Origin of the sequence: Sphingopyxis sp. (genome assembly GCF_035998965.1) — a bacterium.
Classification (GTDB): Bacteria; Pseudomonadota; Alphaproteobacteria; order Sphingomonadales; family Sphingomonadaceae; genus Sphingopyxis.
This window is the reverse complement of sequence record NZ_DASYHE010000050.1, coordinates 70,663-87,455: the sequence shown is the minus strand read 5'-3', so window position 1 is coordinate 87,455 and position 16,793 is coordinate 70,663. Positions and strand designations below refer to the sequence as shown.

The 16,793-nt window shown below is 63.8% G+C and carries 17 protein-coding genes; 9 read left to right on the top strand and 8 right to left on the bottom strand.

Translation table 11 applies throughout. The features are described from left to right. Nucleotides 1–2: 2 nt before the first annotated feature. From VGN68_RS08630 to VGN68_RS08610, 5 genes are read right to left on the bottom strand one after another with little or no spacing between them, the layout of a single operon-like run. Nucleotides 3–797 carry an SDR family oxidoreductase gene (locus VGN68_RS08630; RefSeq protein ID WP_327475783.1) on the bottom strand — a complete coding sequence of 265 codons (795 nt, stop codon included), beginning with the start codon at nucleotides 795–797 and terminating at the stop codon, nucleotides 3–5. A 22-nt stretch (nucleotides 798–819) separates the two neighbouring features. Then, on the bottom strand, nucleotides 820–1,614 hold the full coding sequence (locus VGN68_RS08625; RefSeq protein ID WP_327475781.1) for an SDR family oxidoreductase: 795 nt from the start codon (nucleotides 1,612–1,614) through the stop codon (nucleotides 820–822). Continuing rightward, entirely contained in the window at nucleotides 1,614–2,432 is an 819-nt protein-coding gene (locus tag VGN68_RS08620) for an SDR family NAD(P)-dependent oxidoreductase (RefSeq protein ID WP_327475779.1), read from the bottom strand. Before VGN68_RS08620 ends, VGN68_RS08625 begins: the two co-directional genes overlap by 1 nt. Further along, entirely contained in the window at nucleotides 2,432–3,931 is a 1,500-nt protein-coding gene (locus VGN68_RS08615; protein ID WP_327475777.1) for a class I adenylate-forming enzyme family protein, read from the bottom strand. Before VGN68_RS08615 ends, VGN68_RS08620 begins: the two co-directional genes overlap by 1 nt. Then, complete coding sequence (locus tag VGN68_RS08610) at nucleotides 3,931–4,689, bottom strand: SDR family NAD(P)-dependent oxidoreductase (RefSeq protein ID WP_327475775.1); 759 nt, start codon at nucleotides 4,687–4,689, stop codon at nucleotides 3,931–3,933. Before VGN68_RS08610 ends, VGN68_RS08615 begins: the two co-directional genes overlap by 1 nt. A gap of 96 nt (nucleotides 4,690–4,785) precedes the next feature. On the opposite strand from VGN68_RS08610, the gene VGN68_RS08605 reads away from it, so the two are divergent. The 6 genes from VGN68_RS08605 to VGN68_RS08580 are packed head-to-tail and all read left to right on the top strand — an operon-like array spanning nucleotide 4,786 to nucleotide 10,327. After that, a complete protein-coding gene (locus VGN68_RS08605; RefSeq protein WP_327475773.1) occupies nucleotides 4,786–5,565 on the top strand; it encodes an enoyl-CoA hydratase/isomerase family protein in 780 nt (259 codons plus the stop codon). Beyond that, nucleotides 5,566–6,477, top strand: coding sequence for an SDR family oxidoreductase (locus tag VGN68_RS08600; RefSeq protein WP_327475771.1), 912 nt, complete (start codon nucleotides 5,566–5,568; stop codon nucleotides 6,475–6,477). It begins immediately after the preceding gene. Next, nucleotides 6,474–7,229 carry an enoyl-CoA hydratase/isomerase family protein gene (locus VGN68_RS08595; RefSeq protein WP_327475769.1) on the top strand — a complete coding sequence of 252 codons (756 nt, stop codon included), beginning with the start codon at nucleotides 6,474–6,476 and terminating at the stop codon, nucleotides 7,227–7,229. The genes VGN68_RS08600 and VGN68_RS08595 overlap by 4 nt, the downstream gene beginning before the upstream one ends. Further along, nucleotides 7,229–8,380, top strand: coding sequence for an acyl-CoA dehydrogenase family protein (locus VGN68_RS08590; protein WP_327475767.1), 1,152 nt, complete (start codon nucleotides 7,229–7,231; stop codon nucleotides 8,378–8,380). The genes VGN68_RS08595 and VGN68_RS08590 overlap by 1 nt, the downstream gene beginning before the upstream one ends. A 4-nt stretch (nucleotides 8,381–8,384) precedes the next feature. After that, on the top strand, nucleotides 8,385–9,287 hold the full coding sequence (locus VGN68_RS08585) for an acyl-CoA dehydrogenase family protein (RefSeq protein WP_327475765.1): 903 nt from the start codon (nucleotides 8,385–8,387) through the stop codon (nucleotides 9,285–9,287). Then, entirely contained in the window at nucleotides 9,284–10,327 is a 1,044-nt protein-coding gene (locus VGN68_RS08580) for an NAD(P)-dependent alcohol dehydrogenase (protein WP_327475763.1), read from the top strand. The genes VGN68_RS08585 and VGN68_RS08580 overlap by 4 nt, the downstream gene beginning before the upstream one ends. 8 nt (nucleotides 10,328–10,335) lie before the next feature. Here VGN68_RS08580 and VGN68_RS08575 read toward each other — a convergent pair whose 3' ends face one another. After that, entirely contained in the window at nucleotides 10,336–10,896 is a 561-nt protein-coding gene (locus VGN68_RS08575) for a TetR/AcrR family transcriptional regulator (RefSeq protein ID WP_327475761.1), read from the bottom strand. 62 nt (nucleotides 10,897–10,958) lie between these two features. On the opposite strand from VGN68_RS08575, the gene VGN68_RS08570 reads away from it, so the two are divergent. The 3 genes from VGN68_RS08570 to VGN68_RS08560 are packed head-to-tail and all read left to right on the top strand — an operon-like array spanning nucleotide 10,959 to nucleotide 14,446. After that, nucleotides 10,959–12,149 (top strand): cytochrome P450, encoded by a 1,191-nt coding sequence (locus VGN68_RS08570; RefSeq protein WP_327475759.1) that lies wholly within the window; start codon nucleotides 10,959–10,961, stop codon nucleotides 12,147–12,149. Between the two features lie 24 nt (nucleotides 12,150–12,173). Then, nucleotides 12,174–13,655: an aldehyde dehydrogenase family protein gene (locus VGN68_RS08565; protein WP_327475757.1), complete on the top strand. Its 1,482-nt coding sequence runs from the start codon at nucleotides 12,174–12,176 to the stop codon at nucleotides 13,653–13,655. Nucleotides 13,656–13,657: 2 nt separating this feature from the next. Continuing rightward, nucleotides 13,658–14,446 (top strand): SDR family oxidoreductase, encoded by a 789-nt coding sequence (locus VGN68_RS08560; protein WP_327475755.1) that lies wholly within the window; start codon nucleotides 13,658–13,660, stop codon nucleotides 14,444–14,446. On the opposite strand, the gene VGN68_RS08555 is transcribed toward VGN68_RS08560, so the two are convergent. Together VGN68_RS08555 and VGN68_RS08550 are read right to left on the bottom strand one after the other, a co-directional pair. Then, nucleotides 14,443–15,948: an AMP-binding protein gene (locus VGN68_RS08555; protein WP_327475753.1), complete on the bottom strand. Its 1,506-nt coding sequence runs from the start codon at nucleotides 15,946–15,948 to the stop codon at nucleotides 14,443–14,445. The genes VGN68_RS08560 and VGN68_RS08555 overlap by 4 nt on opposite strands. After that, a complete protein-coding gene (locus VGN68_RS08550; RefSeq protein ID WP_327475751.1) occupies nucleotides 15,945–16,721 on the bottom strand; it encodes a FadR/GntR family transcriptional regulator in 777 nt (258 codons plus the stop codon). Before VGN68_RS08550 ends, VGN68_RS08555 begins: the two co-directional genes overlap by 4 nt. Between the last annotated feature and the right edge of the window lie 72 nt (nucleotides 16,722–16,793).

Here is a 16,793-nt window from a genome sequence, read left to right as displayed (position 1 = left end):
TCCTATTTCGGCGGCATACGGATGGCGCCGTCAAGCCGCAGGGTCTGGCCGTTGAAATAGCCGTTACGGACGAGTTCCAGCACCAGCGAACCGAATTCTTCGGGATGCCCGAGGCGCTTGGGGAATGGCACCGACGCCGCCAGACCTTCGAAAATTGCGGGGGCGCGATCCTTGACCGCCAGCATCGGCGGCGTCGCAAAAATGCCGGGCATGATCGAATTGACCCGGATGCCCAGATCCATGAGATCGCGCGCCAGCGGCAGCACCAGACCGTTCACCCCCGCCTTCAACGATCCATAGCCGACCTGACCGATTTGCGCGTCCTGCGCCGCAGCGGAAGCGGTGAGAATGATCGCTCCGCGTTCGCCATCGTCATTGAGCGGTTCGGCGTTTGCCATGCCCAGCGCCGACAGCGACGCGAGGCGATAGCTCGCGATCAAAATGCCCTGCGCGGAAAAGGCATAGTCGTCGGTCGAATAGCGGACATAACCGCCGCTGGCCTTGTCGAAGCGGACCGTCTTGCCGCCCTTCGAGATTTGCGCGCAGTGAACGAGCACCCGTTCCTGTCCGTGCGCGGCGCGCGCCGTTTCGAATCCCGCGACGACGCTGTCCTCGCTGGTAATATCCACTTTGCAGAAGATACCGCCGATCGCGTCGGCGACGGCTTTGCCGCCTTCCTCGTTCACGTCAAAGATCGCCACCTTCGCGCCCGCGCTTGCGAGCGCCTCGGCGCTGGCACGGCCAAGACCCGAAGCGCCGCCGGTAACGACTGCGGCCAAATTATCGTCGAGTTTCATGCTGTTATTCCCTTGCTTTCAATCATTGCAAAACTTCCAGATTGCCGCCATCGACGATCAGCACCTGGCCGGTGATGAATCCCGCGCGATCCGAACAGAGGAAGGCCGCGGCAGCCGCCATGTCCTGCGGCGTCCCCATCCGCGGGATCGGATAATGGCTGGTGCGTTCGGCGATATGCTCGTCATAGGTCTGTCCCTGCGCCTCGGCGATTTTCGTGAACACATCGCGAAATTGCGGCGTGGCGATCGCGCCGGTGCCCAGCGTGTTGACGGTGATGCCGAAGGGACCGAGTTCGGCCGACAATGTTTTTGAGAGCGCAAGTGCTCCGACCCGATAAGTGTTCTGTGCCGCACGCGGGAGCTTGCGGTGCGGCGCCTTTACCGAATTGGTGGCGATGGTCAGGATGCGGCCCCACCCCTTGCCCTGCATATGCGGAAAAACCGCCTGGACCGCCCAGCGAAAGGCCATGACATTATTGTTGTTCGCCGCGGCAAAGGTGTCGTCATCGACGTCGAGGAAAGCGCCCTTTGGGCCGGAATCGACGTTGAAGATCAATATGTCTGGCGACCCGAATGTTTCGGTCGCCGCGTTCACCGCCGACGCGATTCCGTCTTTCGTGGTGCAATCGGCCGAAACGCCGATCGCCCGCCCGCCCGCCGCCTGCAATTCGGCGACTGCATCGTCGATCGTCGCCTGCGTGCGCGCGGCGATGACGACCTGGCAGCCTTCGCGCGCGAACTCGTGCGCGCAGCCGAGGCCGATCCCCTTTGAGCCGCCGAAAACGAGCGCAACCTTACCGGTGATGCCCAGGTCCATCAGGGCGCCTTGCCCTGCTGGAGCTTCAGCCGTTCCTGCAAGATATCGTTGCGCCCCGGCGATGCGGCGACGGTCGAGCCGCCGTCCATCTTGATCGTCGTGCCGGTGATATAGTCGGACTTTGCCGAGGCGAGGAACAGACAGGCGTGCGCAATATCGGCAGGCGTGCCCGCGCGGCCAACGGGAACCGTCGCGCCATAGGCGGCAAGCCCCTCATCGCCGAGCACCGCTTTCGCACGGTCGCTGGCGATCAGGCCGGGGTTGATCGCGTTAACGGTGATCCCTTCGCTTACCACATCGCCCGCGGCGGCGCGAATGAAGGCGTCGAGCGCAGCCTTGGCCATGCCATAAGCGGTCATGTTCGGAACGACGTTGAACGTGCCGTTGACCGACCCGATCGCAATGAAGCGGCCCCCATCCTGCGCATTGGCGAGATAAGGCCGCGCCGCATCGAGCAACCACCATGCCGCTTTGGCAATGCTGGCGAAGCCCGCCTCAAGCCGCTCATCGTCGACCTGGCCAACGCCGCCATGCGGAATGTCGGCAGCGGCATGGACAATAATATCGACCGTACCAAAGGCCTCCACGGTCGCTGCGACGAGCGCGCGGCAGTCGGCGTGGCGCGCGATGTCGGCGGCAAAACATTCGGCGGCGCCGCCCGACTTTTCAATCTCTGCCTTCACATCCTCGGCGTAGGATATGGTCCGGGCGCCGAGCATGACCTGTGCCCCTGCCGCCGCAAAGGCCTTGGCAACGCCGCGGCCAACGCCGCGCCCGCCACCGGTAACGATGACCGCTTTTCCGCTGAAGTCTTTCATCATTGCGCTCCTTCGAACAGCGCCTGCAACCCCGGCGCCGAAGGTTTCATCGACGGTGTGCGAGGGAAGTCGGCAACATAGCGGATATGAACGGGCACCTGATAGGCGATCAGCCGGTCCTTGAGCCAAGCCCTGAGGTCATCGGCTGCCGGTTCAGTGGCACCGTCCTTCAGGATGATTGCAGCGGCGGGCACTTGGCCGAGCCGCTCGTCCGGGACGCCGACGACGGCGGCTTCTCGAACCGCCGGATGATCGTTGATGGCGCGAGCGACATCGTCGGGGTGGATCTTGAACCCACCGCGGATGATCGCATTGTCCGCGCGGCCCCGGATATACAGAAAGCGATCGGGATCGAGCACGGCGCGGTCGGTGGTGCGCAGCCATTGCATATCGTTGGCGAGCTGACGGCCCTTGAGTTCGAGCAGCCCTTCCGCGCCGTCCGGCAGAATGGATCCGGTTTCAGGGTCGACGATCCGCGCCTCGATATCCCCATGGACGCGGCCGACCGCACCGCGCTTTTCCGCCCACAGCTTGCGAAAATCGTCGATCGTCCAGCCGGCGACCGCACCCGCAAATTCGGTTGCGCCGTAATTGCCGCAGATCGGGATGCCATATTTGGCGAGAAACGCATCGACCAGATCCGGCGATAGCGGCGCGGTGCCCGAGATGAGCGATTTGAGGCTGGACAGGTCGGCGGGGTCGACGTCGGCATCGAGCAACATTCGTATGGCCGAGGGCACGGCGGGAGCGACCGCGGGTTGGTTGCGCTTTACCGACGCGACCCAAGCGTCGACGCTGAACTTTTCGAGCAGCGCGATCTTTCGCCCCGCCGCAAGTGCAGCGATACAGCCGTAAATCCCGCCGATGTGGGTGAGCGGGTTGACCACCATCGTACAGCCCGAGTTGAGCTTTGGCGGGTCGTCGAAGCTGCGCCCGCGCTCATATTTGGTGAAGCCACGAAAGCTGGCGTCGAAGGCATCGCGGCTGAGCGGTACGCGTTTCGGCGCGCCGGTGGTGCCGCTGGTGAGCATTTCGACAGCGACCCCTGGCGAGGTTCGCACCTCGGCCCCGACCGTAGCCTGGACGATGCGAACGCCGCCGAGGAGCGGGTCGATTTCGATCACAGCCGATCCGGCCCGTTCGAGCGCCGCCGCGACTCCGCCTCGCGCAAGATCGGTTGCGTCAGCGATGACGACGGGAAGCGCCAATCCCTCGACATCGGCCAGCAGCTTCGCGTCGGGCAGGATCGGGTTGAGCGTCACCAGGCAGCGGTCGGACGAGAGGACCGCAACAATCGCCGCAATATGGCCCGGACGATTGCGCAGCATGACGCCGACGCGGGCGTCGTCGGGCAGGCCCATGGCGTCCAGCGCATCTTCGATCGCGCGAACCGACGCGGCAATCTGGCCCCAGCTATAATCCCGCCCCTCGAAATCAATTTCGGTCCGGTCGGGATCGAGCGCCATGATCGCGCGCAATTTTTCGGTCATCAGCGCCATCAGAGCGCGAGCCCTCCGCTCGCTTCGATGATCTGGCCCGTCACCCAGCGCGCATCGTCGCCCAGCAACATCATCACCGCGCCGGCAATATCGTCGGGCTCGCCAAGGCGCCCCATCGGGGTGTGCTTTGCCGTCGCTTCGTCCCAGCCGGGCTGGTCGCGCAAGGCCGTGATGAAGTCGGTCGCGACGGCGCCGGGGGCGATGCAATTGCAGGTGATCTGGCGCTTTGCGACCGCCAGCGCGGTGCTGAACGTCAGGCTCTGGACCGCGCGCTTGGTCATGGCATAGCTTGCGGCGAAGGGCTGACCGACCTTGCCCGACATCGAGCCGATATTGACGATCCGCCCGCCGTCACGAAGCCGCGGCAGCGCCGCCTGCGTCACGAAATGCGGGCCCTTCACATTGACCGCGAATAGCTCGTCGAAGAGATCCTCGTCCGCGCCCTTTAACGTGCCATCGCGCCCGCTGCGCCCAACCCCGGCATTGTTGATGAGGAAGTCGAGATTGGGGGCATCGCCAAACTGCGTGTCGCAGGCATCGAACATCGTCGCAATGCCCGACAGGGTCGACACGTCGGCCTGGACCGCGAACGCCTTGCCCCCGGTGGCCACGATATCGGCCGCGAGCGCGTCGGCGGCATCCTTGCTGCCGGCATAGTTGATCGCGACATGCGCGCCCGCAGCGCCGAGTCGCTTGACAATCGACGCGCCGATGCCGCGCGATCCGCCCGTCACGAGCGCGGTTTTTCCTTCGAACATCCGCCGTCTCCCTGATCTGCTTTGTCACGACATAATTGACCTAGTTATATAACTCGTGCAAGACCTATGTCGAAATGCTTTGGGAGAAGCGCGGCCATGGCCGATCAAATTCTGAGCGAAATCGACGGTTCGCTGCGCATCATCACGTTGAACCGGCCCGACCGGCATAACGCGATGGATGACGATATGTCGGCGCTGTTTCAGGCGCGGATCGGCGAAGCGCTTGAGGAGACCGAGTCGAATGCGATCCTCATCCGCGCGACCGGCAAAAGCTTCTGCTCGGGGCGCGACACCAATGTGCTGGGCCAGCGGGCGCGCGACGAAAGCGACTTTCACTTCGTGCGCCGGCACCAGGAAGGCCGCTTGCGGATGCAGGAATCGACCAAACCCATTATCGCCGCGCTGAAAGGCGGCGCGATCGGGGGTGGGTGCGAACTCGCCCTCGCGGCTGATATACGGATCAGCGACACGACGCTGAAAATGGCGTTGCCCGAAATCCTTTACGGCGTGCTGCCCGATACCGGCGGGACGCAGATGATGACCGCGCTGATCGGGCCATCGCGCACCAAATATATGGTGATGAGCGGGCAAAAGATCGACGCCGCGACTGCGCTTGATTGGGGAGCGGTCGATTTTGTGGTGGCGCCCGAAGAACTCGATGCAAAGGCGCTGGACGTCGCACGCGACATCGCCGCCAAACCACCGATCAACCTCGCAATGGCGAAAGAGATGATCAACCTGATGCACGGCGCGACGATCCGCACCGGCACCCGCGCCGAGCTGTATGCGCAAAGCTATCTCTTCAAGACCGAAGACTATCACGAGGCCCGCGCCGCGATCCGCGAAAAGCGCGCGCCCCACTATAAAGGCAAATAAATGGCCCTTCCCGCCCCGCCGCCGCTCGGCGCGAAAGCGCTGCCCGATGGAACCTACACCGGACAAGTCGTCGCGGTGACCGGCGGCGGCACGGGGCTGGGCAAGGGCATGGCGGTCGAGTTCGCGCGGCTGGGCGCGAAAGTGGCGGTGCTGAGCCGCAAGCCCGAGCATCTGGAAGCGGGTCTCGCTGCGATCCGCGACGTCGGAGCCGAAGCGATTGCCGTCGCGTGCGACGTGCGCAATCCCGAAGCGATCGCGACGGCATTTGACGAGATCGAGGCGGCGCTGGGGCCGGTGGACGTGCTGATCAACAATGCGGCGGGGAATTTCCCGGCCCCGGCCGAGGAAATGACGCCGAACGGCTTTCGCACCGTCGTCGATATCGTCCTCAATGGCACCTATAATTGCAGCCGCGAGTTTGCGATCCGCCGACTTGCGGCGGGGATGCCGGGGGCAATACTCAATATCGGCGCGACCTATAGCTGGACGGGCGGACCGGGAACCGCACACTCGGCCGCGGCGAAGGCGGGGGTCACCAATTTGACGCAGAGCCTAGCGGTCGAATGGGCACCCGACGGCATCCGCGTCAATTGCATCGCGCCTGGACGCTTTCCACACGACGACTTGCCCGACCATATGACGCGCCACCGCGTCGGCGAACGCGGCGACAGCACAATTCCGGGGATGCGCGTCGGCGAGATACGCGAACTGGGCTGGGCCGCGACGTTCCTCTGCTCGCCCTATGCGACCTATATCAGCGGTCATACCCTGGTCGTCGATGCCGCCAACTGGCTTCGCCGGTCGCTGGTGATGCCCGAGTTTGTGCCGATCCGCGAACAGTTCGGCCAGCGCGCCCGCGCCGACGGGACCGCCGCAGCCGCCATCGCCAAGACACGCGGAGACCAGATATGACCGACGCCCTCGTCCTGCGTGAAGATGCCGGGGGCGTCTGCACGCTGACGCTCAACCGCCCCGACAAGCGCAACGCAATCAACCGCGCGCTGTTTCGCGAATTTCGCGCCCACATCAACGATATCGAGGCGCATGGCAGCGCGGTAGGCGTGATCGTCGTGACCGGTGCGGGCGGGCATTTCTGTGCCGGCCACGATCTGAAACAGCCCCCGCACGCCGATGCGCTGGGCTGGCTGCGGCAGGAGATGCTGATCCTCGAACGGCTGACCAAGCTGCCGCAACCGGTGATCGCGAAGGTGCGCGGCAGTTGTTATACCGGCGGGCTCGAATTCGCGCTGTCGGCCGACTTAATCGTCTGCGACCCCAGCGCGCGCTTTGCCGATACGCACGGCAAATGGGGGCTGGTGCCGGGATGGGGCCTGTCGCAGCGCCTGCCGCGCCGCGTCGGGCAGGCAAAGGCGCTCGAAATGATGCTGACGTGCCAGCCCTATTCGGGCGAGGACGCGGCGGCGATGGGGCTGGCCAATTATTGCGTGGCCGATGATGCGCTCGACACCAAAGTCGCTGAACTGGCCGCGCTGATGCTGGGCAACAGCCGTCACAGCAATGCCGAGAACAAGCGGCTGATCTATGACACCGACGGGATGGCACTCGGCGCCGGGCTGAGCCACGAGCTGATGCGCAACGCGGGCTTCGATCCGGCGATGCGCAAGAAGGGCGAGCCGATCGGCGGCGCCCAGAAGACCGTGTGATGGATATCGGTTTTTCGCCCGACGAGATGCGGTTTCGCGACGAATGCCGCGACTGGTTGCAGTCCAATGTGCCGCGTGAAAAGCGCCCGATCGACGCCGCCGATGCGATCGGTTTCGACAAGGCTTGGCAACGCCGCCTGTTCGACGCCGGCTGGGCGGGGATCAACTGGCCCACCGCTTATGGCGGGCGCGGGCTGTCGATCGTCCAGCAGGTCATCTGGCTGGAGGAATATGCCAAGGCACATGCGCCCTGGATCGGCGCCAATTTCGTCGGCATCAATCATGGCGGGCCGACGCTGATCCTGAACGCAAGCGACGAGCAGAAGGCCTATCATCTGCCGCGAATCCTGAAGGGTGAGGCGATCTGGTGCCAGGGTTTTTCCGAACCCGGCGCGGGGTCCGATCTTGCAGGCATCAAGACGCGCGGGCGGATCGAGGGCGACGAACTGGTCGTCAACGGGTCGAAGATCTGGACAAGCTTTGCCCATGTTGCGGACTGGCAGGAGCTGGTCCTGCGCACCGAAGGAGGATCGCAGCGCCACGCTGGGCTGAGCTGGGCGATCTGCGACATGCACGCGCCGGGCATCACCATCAGGCCGATCCGTAAAATGTCCGGGCAGACCGAATTTGCCGAGGTGTTTTACGACGATGTCCGCATTCCGCTGGCAAATGTCGTCGGCGGCTTGGGCAACGGCTGGAAGGTCGCCATGTCCACGCTGAGCTTTGAGCGCGGCACCGGCTTCATCGCCGAGCAGGTGAAAGCGGGTCAGGAGATCGCCGCGTTGATCGCGACCGCGCGCGCCAATGGCATGATCAGGGATGATCGCATCGCCGACCAACTGGCGCAGATGCGCGCCGAGGTCGCGGCGCTCCGCGCGATGACATATCGCAACATTTCCCAGGTGGTACGGACGGGTCAGCCAGGGCCCGAAGCGTCGGTGATCCGCCTGTTCACGTCCGAGCTGGGGCAGCGCTTGGAACGGATGGCGGTTTTGTTGATGGGCGAGGATATGATCGACTTTGCCTATGGCGACGACAATGCGGTGCAGGATTATCTTCGCGGATTTGCGTCAACCATCGCAGGCGGATCAGCTCAGATCCAACGCGACATCATTGGCGAGCGGCTGCTCGGCCTGCCGAAATCGAGGTGACGCGATGGATTTGACCCTGAACGACGAGCAGGAGGCGCTGCGGACTGCGACCGCCGACTGGTGCCGCGACAATATGGCGTTGGAGGATGCGCGATCGCGTTCTCCGGGACTGTGGGCCGAATTGGAAGCGATGGGCTGGACGAGCATGACTGCGCCCGGAATGGACCTGGATCATGCCACCGAAGCTGTCGTGTTTGCTGAACTCGGTCGCTGTATCGCGCCGATCGGCTTGCTCTCCACCGCGGCGGCCCATCGCTGGTTCGCCGACGGCTTTGTTGGCAAGGCCGCCCTTGCGCTGCCGGCCGAGGCGTCGGGCGATATGCGCGTGCTCGATCCCGGCGGCTCGACCGCCGTGCTGATGTGGCAAATCGACAAGCTTTGCCTGTTCGTCGTGCCCGAAGATGCTCCACACGCGCCGACGATCGATCTGTCGACCGACCAGTGCCGTCGGTCGTTGACAGTGTCGGTGCAGAGCGTCGATGCCGCCGCGCCGCTGCACCTCCAGCTGCTCGCCGCGGCCTATGCCGTGGGGTGCGCTGATGCGGCGCGCGACATGGCGGCGGATTACGCCAAGCTGCGCCAGCAATTCGATCGGCCGATCGGCTGGTTCCAGGCGTTAAAACATATCTGTTCGGACATGGCGGTGCGCGCTGCGGTTGCGCGGTCGCAGCTATACTATGCCGCTTGCGCGCTCGACGCCGGAGACGCCGACGCAGCTTTTCACATCGCCGCCGCCAAACGCCTGGCCGATCAGGCCGCGCTCGATAACGGCCGCGCCAATATCCAGGTCCATGGCGGTATCGGTATGACCGACGAAGCGGCGCCGCATCTCTGTCTGAAGCGCGCGCATCTGTTGCAGTTCATCGCGCCGCCCGACGCCGCCCTGTTATTAAAGGATGCTGCATGACTGAGGCCGTAACCGCTTGGGGCGCGATCGCCCCCGACGCCGCCATGGCCCAGTTGGCGATCGAACGGCGCGAGCTTCGACCCGATGATGTCGCGATCGATATTCTCTATTGCGGTGTCTGTCATTCGGACCTGCACACCGCACGCAACGATTGGGGTCGAACGCGCTATCCGATCGTGCCGGGGCATGAGATCGTCGGTCGCGTCAGCGCCGTCGGCAGCGCGGTTGGGCGCTTTGCAATCGGCGACGCGGTAGCGGTCGGCTGCCTCGTCGATGCCTGTCTGGAATGCCCGAACTGCGCCGACCATCAGGAGCAATATTGCCCTGGCAGTGTCGGCACCTACAATAGCCGCGACCGGCATGACGGCAGCCAGACGCAAGGCGGGTACTCGCAGCGCGTGATCGTGCGCGATGCGTTCGTGCTGCGCGTTCCCGCTGCGCTCGACCTCGCGAAAGCCGCACCGCTGCTTTGCGCGGGCATTACCACCTACTCGCCGCTCCGGCATTGGGGCGTCGGCCCCGGCCAGCAGGTCGCGGTCGCCGGACTCGGCGGGCTCGGCCATATGGGGGTAAAGTTCGCCGCCGCGCTCGGCGCCGAGGTGACGATGATCACCACCTCACCTTCGAAAGCCGACGACGCGCGCGCGCTCGGCGCGGCGCATGTCCTCATCGCGACCGACAAGGAAGCAATGAAGGCAGCGAACGGCCGCTTCGATTTCATCCTCGACACGATCCCGGTCGCACATGAGTATCAGAATTATCTGCGCCTGCTCAAGACATCCGGCCATCTGGTGATCGTCGGGGCGATCGAGCAAATGCCCGGCTTTCATTCGGGGCTGCTGTTGGGCGGCCGCAAATCGATTGCCGGGTCGGCGATCGGCGGTATCCGCGAGACGCAGGAGATGCTCGATTTCTGCGCCGTGCACAACATCCTGCCCGATACCGAGACGATCGCGATGGCCGACATCAATGCGGCCTATGAGCGCATGGAGAAATCGGACGTCAAATATCGGTTCGTGATCGACATGGCGACGCTATGACGCCCTGCCTAGTCATCGACGATGGCCTGGAACTCGCTTTCCAGCCAGGCGCGAAGACTGGGTTCGATCGGACCCGCGAATTCGGCGAGCGGCAACTGGTCGCGGTAAGCAAAAAAGCCGAGCGAAACCATCATGAACCGCGCCGCCTTGACGGCCGCGACCTCGCCGCCGAACCATATTTGCAACGGCTCGAACACCCGGTCGCGCAGCAAGCGCGCGGTGATTGCGCGCGCTTCGCTGTCACCGGCGGCACGGAACATCATCGGCAATGGACTGACGCGATCACCCTCGTCGGCAAAGCGCGCGACGATGAGCTTGCCGAAATTTTCCTTGGGCAGGTCGGTCATCAGCCGAGGATCGAGTGCAGCATCGAGCGCCGCCTCGAACAGTTTGAGCTTTCCGCCGAAATAGCGGCTGACGAGCGACGGGTTCACCCCGGCGAGCGCGGTAATGTCGCGCACGCCCGCTTCGGCAAAGCCTTTTTCCGCAAAAATTTGCTGCGCAGCAAAAAGGATCGCCGCTTTTGTCCGGTCGGCATCGCGCGAAGGCTGTTCGATTGTAGTCGCCATCCTATCTCCCCGTTGACTCCCTATGTAAACACTTGTTTACTTACGTCAATGGGAGAGAGAATATGACCGATTCGCAAGCACCGGCGCGTTCGCCGGTCTATGAGTTCGACTATATTGCCGACCCCGGCCTGCTGGCCGATGTCCATGACCGTTATTGGGAACTGAAGGAAACCGCGCCGCCGGTATTCTGGACCAACGCCCATGGCGGACATTGGATGTGCAACACGTCGGCGTCGGTCTCGAAAGTGATCCGGCATCCTGAGATCTTCTCCAGCCGCTATCTGTCGATCCCGCCCAATCCCAACCAGCCGAAGATGATCCCCGAGATGCTCGATCCGCCCGAGCATCGCCCCTATCGACAGATGCTGCGCCCCTTCTTTGAATCGAAAGCGATCGAACCGCTCGAAGGACGGGTCGTCGAATGGACGGACCAGTTGCTGGGTGAAATCGTCGATGCGGGCGAATGCGAGTTTGTATCGGCCATCGCATCGCGCCTGCCGGTGGCGGTGTTCATGGAGTTGTTCGGCTTTCCGATGTCGAAGTTCGACGAGTTTCGGCGTCTTGTCGTCGGTTTTTTCAACGCGCGCGCGACGCCCGACGAACGCAACGCGCTGGCGCAACAAATCCTGGGGCATCTAGCCGAGTTGATCCAGCAGCGGATGGCCGAACCGCAGGACGACATGATTTCCAAAATCATCGTCAGCGAAGTCGATGGTCGGCGAGTGACGTTCGAGGAGATGATGTCGATCGGCTTCCTGATGTTCTTGGCCGGACTCGACACGGTCACCAATGCGATGAGTTTCGGGATGCGCCATCTGGCGCATGACGAAAAGCTGCGCCAGCGGGCGATCGACGATCCGGCCGTGATCCCCGATCTGGTGGAAGAATTGCTGCGCCGCTATGCCTTTGTCGCGACCCCGCGCTACATCGTGCAGGATACCGAACTGGAGGGCGTGCAGCTGCGCGCCGGGGACTGCATTCTGGCGCCGTTGCCGCTCGTCGGCTGGGACGAAGGGCTTAATCCCGATCCGAAAAGGGTGTCCGTCGAGCGGCAATTCTATCGCCATGCGGCATTCGGGGCAGGCATTCACACCTGCCTTGGCCTGCACCTCGCGCGCATGGAGCTCATCGTTTTCTACCGCGCGTGGTTCGCCCGCGTCGGGCATTTCGAGCAGGTTCAAAAGGGCGACGAAACGTGCCGCGGCGGCAGCGTCATGGCGCTCGAACATCTGCATCTGGCGTGGAACGCCTGAACACATCAATTGGGAGATAAAGATATGGCGAGCGCACCGGCAGTTCATTTGCATTTGGGACATGAGCAACGCAGCAGTGGCAGCGGCGGGACACATCCGCATCTCCACCCCGTCACCCAGTCGGTGCAGGCAGACATCCCGCTCGCCGGGGCAAAAGAGGTCGAGGAAGCGGTCGCCAAGGCTGAAGCGGTTCGCGAGGCGTGGCGTCGGACCAAGCCGGAGGCGCGGCGCGACATTCTCAACCGGCTGGCCGACCTGCTCGAGGCAAACCGGGCGGAACTGGCCCATGCGGCGGCGCTCGACGGCGGCACGACGCTGATGGTCGGAGAGCGCGGGGTCGATACCGCGGTCGGCTGGACGCGCTATTATGCGGGCTGGTGCGACAAACTGTCGGGCGAGTTGCTCAGTACCTTCGATACGCGCGGCGAGCTGTCCTATACGGTGCCCGAGCCGATCGGCATCGTCGGCATCATCATCACCTGGAATGGCCCGCTGATCTCGCTGGGCATGAAGGTGTGTGCGGCGCTTGCCGCGGGCAATTGCGTCATTTGCAAACCCGCCGAGATTACGCCGTTCGCGCCCGAACTGTTCGCGCAATTATGCACAAAGGCCGGGGTGCCCGACGGCGTGCTGTCCATCCTGCCTGGCACCGCCGAAGCGGGCGACGCCATCGTGCGCCACAAGAAGGTGCGCAAGATCAGCTTTACCGGCGGACCGATCACCGCCCGCAAGATCCTCGCCGCCTGCGCCGAGGAGATCAAGCCGAGCGTCATGGAATTGGGCGGCAAGTCGGCCAGCCTGGTCTTTCCCGATTGCGACGTCCAGGCGGCGGCGGAACGCGCGGTGTTCTGGACCGTGGGCTGCCTGTCGGGACAGGGATGCGCCCTGCCCACTCGCCAGCTGGTCCATGCCGACATTTACGACGATTTCGTCGCGCGGCTGAAGGCGATCATCGGCCAGTTCAAGGTCGGCGATCCGATGGACCCGACGGTCGCGGTCGGTCCCGTCATCAACAAGGCGGCGGTCGATCGGATCACCGGTATGTTCGACCGAGCCAAGGCCGACAAGGCCGCGACCTTCCTGCTCGGCGGCGGACGCTGCGGCGGCGATCTGGCGAACGGCAATTTCATCGAACCGACGCTGATCGTCGATGCCGACCCCGACCATGAAATCAGCCAGGTCGAAATCTTTGGTCCCGCGGTCGTCGTGATCAAGTTCCACGACGAGGATGAAGCAGTCGCCATCGCCAACAACAGCGAATATGGCCTCGCCGCCTACATCCAGTCGAACGATCTGCAGCGCGTCCACCGGCTGTCCGAGCGGCTTAACGCCGGCGGGGTCTATAATAACGGCGGGTTCCAGATCAATCCGCACACGCCGTTCGGCGGGGTGGGAATCTCTGGCTTTGGCAAAGAGGGCGGCAAGGCCGGGATCGACGAATTCCTGCACTACAAGACCGTCACCATCGGCGTCGGCGCGCCGATCTTTCCGAAACAGGGGGCATGAGCATGGCGGATTTCACCAACGACCAGTTTCGGCTCGACGGCAAGGTCGCGATCGTCACGGGCGCAGGGGGCCGCGGCAACAGCATCGGGCGCGCTTATGCCGTCGGGCTGGCGAACGCGGGCGCCAGCGTCGTCGTCGCCGACCTCAACAAAGAGGGCGCCGAGCGCGTTGCGGGAGAGATTAACGCCGCGGGTGGCAAGGCGATCGCGGTGCAGGCCGACATTGCCGACGAAGCATCGGTTGCGGCGATGATGGAAGCGACACAAGCGGCGTTTGGCGGACTGGATATCCTCGTGAACAATGCCGCGCTGATGGTGGAAGCCGTCGGCACGCCCGCAATCCAGACAAGCGTCGCCGATTTCGAGAAGCTGATGCGCGTCAACCTGACTGGCGCGCTGATCTGTTCCAAAGCTGCCGTGCCGCTGTTCCAGGCGCGCGGCGGCGGCAAGATCGTCAACCAGCTGTCGGCGGGCGGCTTTCCGGCGCAAACCACCTATGGCATCAGCAAAATTGCGCTGCTCGGCTTGACCACCACGCTTGCCACCGAGCTTGGTAAGTTGAACGTCAACGTCAACGCGATTGCGCCTGGCATGACGATGTCCGACGCGGGCAAGGCGCTGACCCCCGAGGAAAGCCCGTTCGTGCAGGCGGCGATGGCGCGCGTCGTCAAGCAACCACGGGGCGAACCGCAAGAGCTGGTCGGCGCGCTGCTGCTACTCTGTTCGCCGGCAGGTGACTGGATCACGGGTCAGGCGCTCAACGTCGATGGCGGCTTTATCATGCGCAACTAGGCGCTACGCCGCAGTTCATGTTTCAGCACTTTGCCGGACGCGTTCCGCGGAAGCTCGGGCAGGATCGTCAGCCGTTCTGGCGTCTTTTGTCTGGCAATCCCCGCTCCGGCAAAATGGTTGCGCACATCATCCAACGTCAGCGCAGCGTCCGGCGCCAGCACGACGCACGCCCGCACGACCTCGCCCATCCGGTCATCAGGTGCGGCGACGGCGGCGGCATCGACGATTGCGGGGTGCGACAACAGCACCGCCTCGACCTCTTTTGACGAGATATTTTCTCCGCCGCGGATGATGATGTCCTTTTTGCGGTCGGTGATCAGCAAATAGCCGTCGGCATCAACGCGGCCGATGTCGCCGGTGCGATACCAACCGCCCGGAAGAAAGGCCGCCGCGTTGAGCGCAGGGTCCAGATAGCCCATGAAGAGTTCGGGGCCACGGGTGCAGATTTCGCCGTCTTCCCCCGCGGCGACGTCATGGCCGTCGTCATCGACGAAGCGCATTTCGGACCCCATGATCGCGCGGCCTTCGGTGTGGAGTTGCTTGTCGAGCGGATCATCGACAACGCCCGAAGTCACCGTCGGATGTTCGCTCGACCCATAGCAATGATAGACCGCCAGCCCCTGGGCCTGACAGCGGGCGATCAGGGACGGCGGCACCGGCGCCGCGCCCACCAGATACTGGCGCAGCGAGCTGAGGTCATTGCCGTTGGCGTCGGCCGCGGCCATCATGCCTGACAGATGAAAAGGCGTCCCAGACGACGTGGTGACGCGGTGCCGTTCGACCAGCTCGGCGGCCAGGGACGCGTCCCACTGGTCCATCAGCACCAGCGGCGCGCCCTGGCAAAGATAGCGGTACATCGACAATGCGCCTGCGACATGGCCGGGCGGCCAGGGCGAGATGACCGCATCATTTCCATCGCCGCCGCGTATCGCCTGCATCGTCGCCAGTTCCGCGAGCAGCCCGCGCGCCGAGTGCATCACGCCCTTGGGATCGGCGGTGGTGCCGGATGTGTAGACGAGCAGCGCCATATCGTCCGGATCGATGCGCACCGGATCGGTTATGGGCCCGTCGGCCTCCAGCGCGTCGAAAGCGGGGCCGGTCGCGATATGACGTTCGAGCGCGGGAAGTGCACCGCAATCGGCAAGGACGCGGTCATAATCGGCGCCGCGAAAATGATCGGGGGTGAAGAGCCATCTGGCGCCGGATTGGCGGAGGATGAAGCCAAGCTCCTTCGCGCCATAAATCGTGACAATCGGAAGCATCACCGCCCCCGCTTGCGCTGCGGCGACCGCGACCACCAGCCATTCGCGCCAGTTGGGCACCATACAGCCGATAATATCGCCGGGTCGGACGCCGGAGGCCGTCATACGTGTGCCCATGCGGCGGCCAGCGGCGACCACGTCACCCAATGTCGTGGCGCAGGGGCGGATATCCGAAGCAACGGTGAGCGGCGCGGCAGCGGCCCGTTCCGCAGCCACGATCATCGCTTCGATGAAGCTCATCCGTGCAGCGAATCGACGATCCGCTCGCCTTCGCCGCGCACCGCCCAGGTTTCGTTGGCGTTGCGCAGGTGCAGCCGCCAGTGCGCGACGGCTTCCTCGACCGCACCCTTTTCGATCAGGCCGATGAGTTTGTCATAGGATTTGAACCCGGCGCGGATGCTCTTCATCCGTTCCTCGGTCGTGCGGGGGTGGCGGCGCTGATAATCATTCTGGTGAGTACGCGCGAGGTTCAGGAGCATCCGGTTCATGAAGCTGAGCGTCTTGTTGCCTGTCGCTTCGACAAGAACCTGATGGAAATAGGCGATATTATCGATGAATTCGTCATATTGCTCGTTGGCGAGCATATCGCCAAGATCCTTGAGCACCGACTTGAGTTTGGGCATCCCCGGGGTCTTGCCCTTCACCGTTGCCAGCCAGCGCACCACCGTTGGCTCGATCGCCAGACGCGCGGCGTAAAAATCGGCGATCGTCGTGCCCTGCGATTCCAGTACATAGCCGGCATAACGCGAAACAAGTTCGGTCGAAGGGCGATGCACGCGCGCGCCGCTGCGCGATCCGCGCACGACACTGATCAGGCTCTCGGCCTCGAGAATCCGAAACGCCTCGCGCAGCGTTGGCCGCGACACACCGAGGGTGGTCATCAACACGCCCTCAGGCGGCAGCGAATCGCCCTCGGTCAGTTCACCGCGAATAATTTGCGCCCGGATCTGATCGGCAACCAACTCCGATGTCTTGGGAACCCGAATCCGCCCATTGTCCCTATCGCTCTGCAATGTACCGTCCCTTTGCCCACGCCCGCTAATTCCGGGTTTTCTGGTGCGTCAATATGGTGACGCGTGCAACTT

Bases quoted from the DNA above. Each gene is read 5' to 3' on its own strand.
- VGN68_RS08630 (WP_327475783.1), bottom strand. From the start codon at position 797: ATGAAACTCGACGATAATTTGGCCGCAGTCGTTACCGGCGGCGCTTCG.
- VGN68_RS08625 (WP_327475781.1), bottom strand. From the start codon at position 1,614: ATGGACCTGGGCATCACCGGTAAGGTTGCGCTCGTTTTCGGCGGCTCA.
- VGN68_RS08620 (WP_327475779.1), bottom strand. From the start codon at position 2,432: ATGAAAGACTTCAGCGGAAAAGCGGTCATCGTTACCGGTGGCGGGCGC.
- VGN68_RS08615 (WP_327475777.1), bottom strand. From the start codon at position 3,931: ATGGCGCTGATGACCGAAAAATTGCGCGCGATCATGGCGCTCGATCCC.
- VGN68_RS08610 (WP_327475775.1), bottom strand. From the start codon at position 4,689: ATGTTCGAAGGAAAAACCGCGCTCGTGACGGGCGGATCGCGCGGCATC.
- VGN68_RS08605 (WP_327475773.1), top strand. From the start codon at position 4,786: ATGGCCGATCAAATTCTGAGCGAAATCGACGGTTCGCTGCGCATCATC.
- VGN68_RS08600 (WP_327475771.1), top strand. From the start codon at position 5,566: ATGGCCCTTCCCGCCCCGCCGCCGCTCGGCGCGAAAGCGCTGCCCGAT.
- VGN68_RS08595 (WP_327475769.1), top strand. From the start codon at position 6,474: ATGACCGACGCCCTCGTCCTGCGTGAAGATGCCGGGGGCGTCTGCACG.
- VGN68_RS08590 (WP_327475767.1), top strand. From the start codon at position 7,229: ATGGATATCGGTTTTTCGCCCGACGAGATGCGGTTTCGCGACGAATGC.
- VGN68_RS08585 (WP_327475765.1), top strand. From the start codon at position 8,385: ATGGATTTGACCCTGAACGACGAGCAGGAGGCGCTGCGGACTGCGACC.
- VGN68_RS08580 (WP_327475763.1), top strand. From the start codon at position 9,284: ATGACTGAGGCCGTAACCGCTTGGGGCGCGATCGCCCCCGACGCCGCC.
- VGN68_RS08575 (WP_327475761.1), bottom strand. From the start codon at position 10,896: ATGGCGACTACAATCGAACAGCCTTCGCGCGATGCCGACCGGACAAAA.
- VGN68_RS08570 (WP_327475759.1), top strand. From the start codon at position 10,959: ATGACCGATTCGCAAGCACCGGCGCGTTCGCCGGTCTATGAGTTCGAC.
- VGN68_RS08565 (WP_327475757.1), top strand. From the start codon at position 12,174: ATGGCGAGCGCACCGGCAGTTCATTTGCATTTGGGACATGAGCAACGC.
- VGN68_RS08560 (WP_327475755.1), top strand. From the start codon at position 13,658: ATGGCGGATTTCACCAACGACCAGTTTCGGCTCGACGGCAAGGTCGCG.
- VGN68_RS08555 (WP_327475753.1), bottom strand. From the start codon at position 15,948: ATGAGCTTCATCGAAGCGATGATCGTGGCTGCGGAACGGGCCGCTGCC.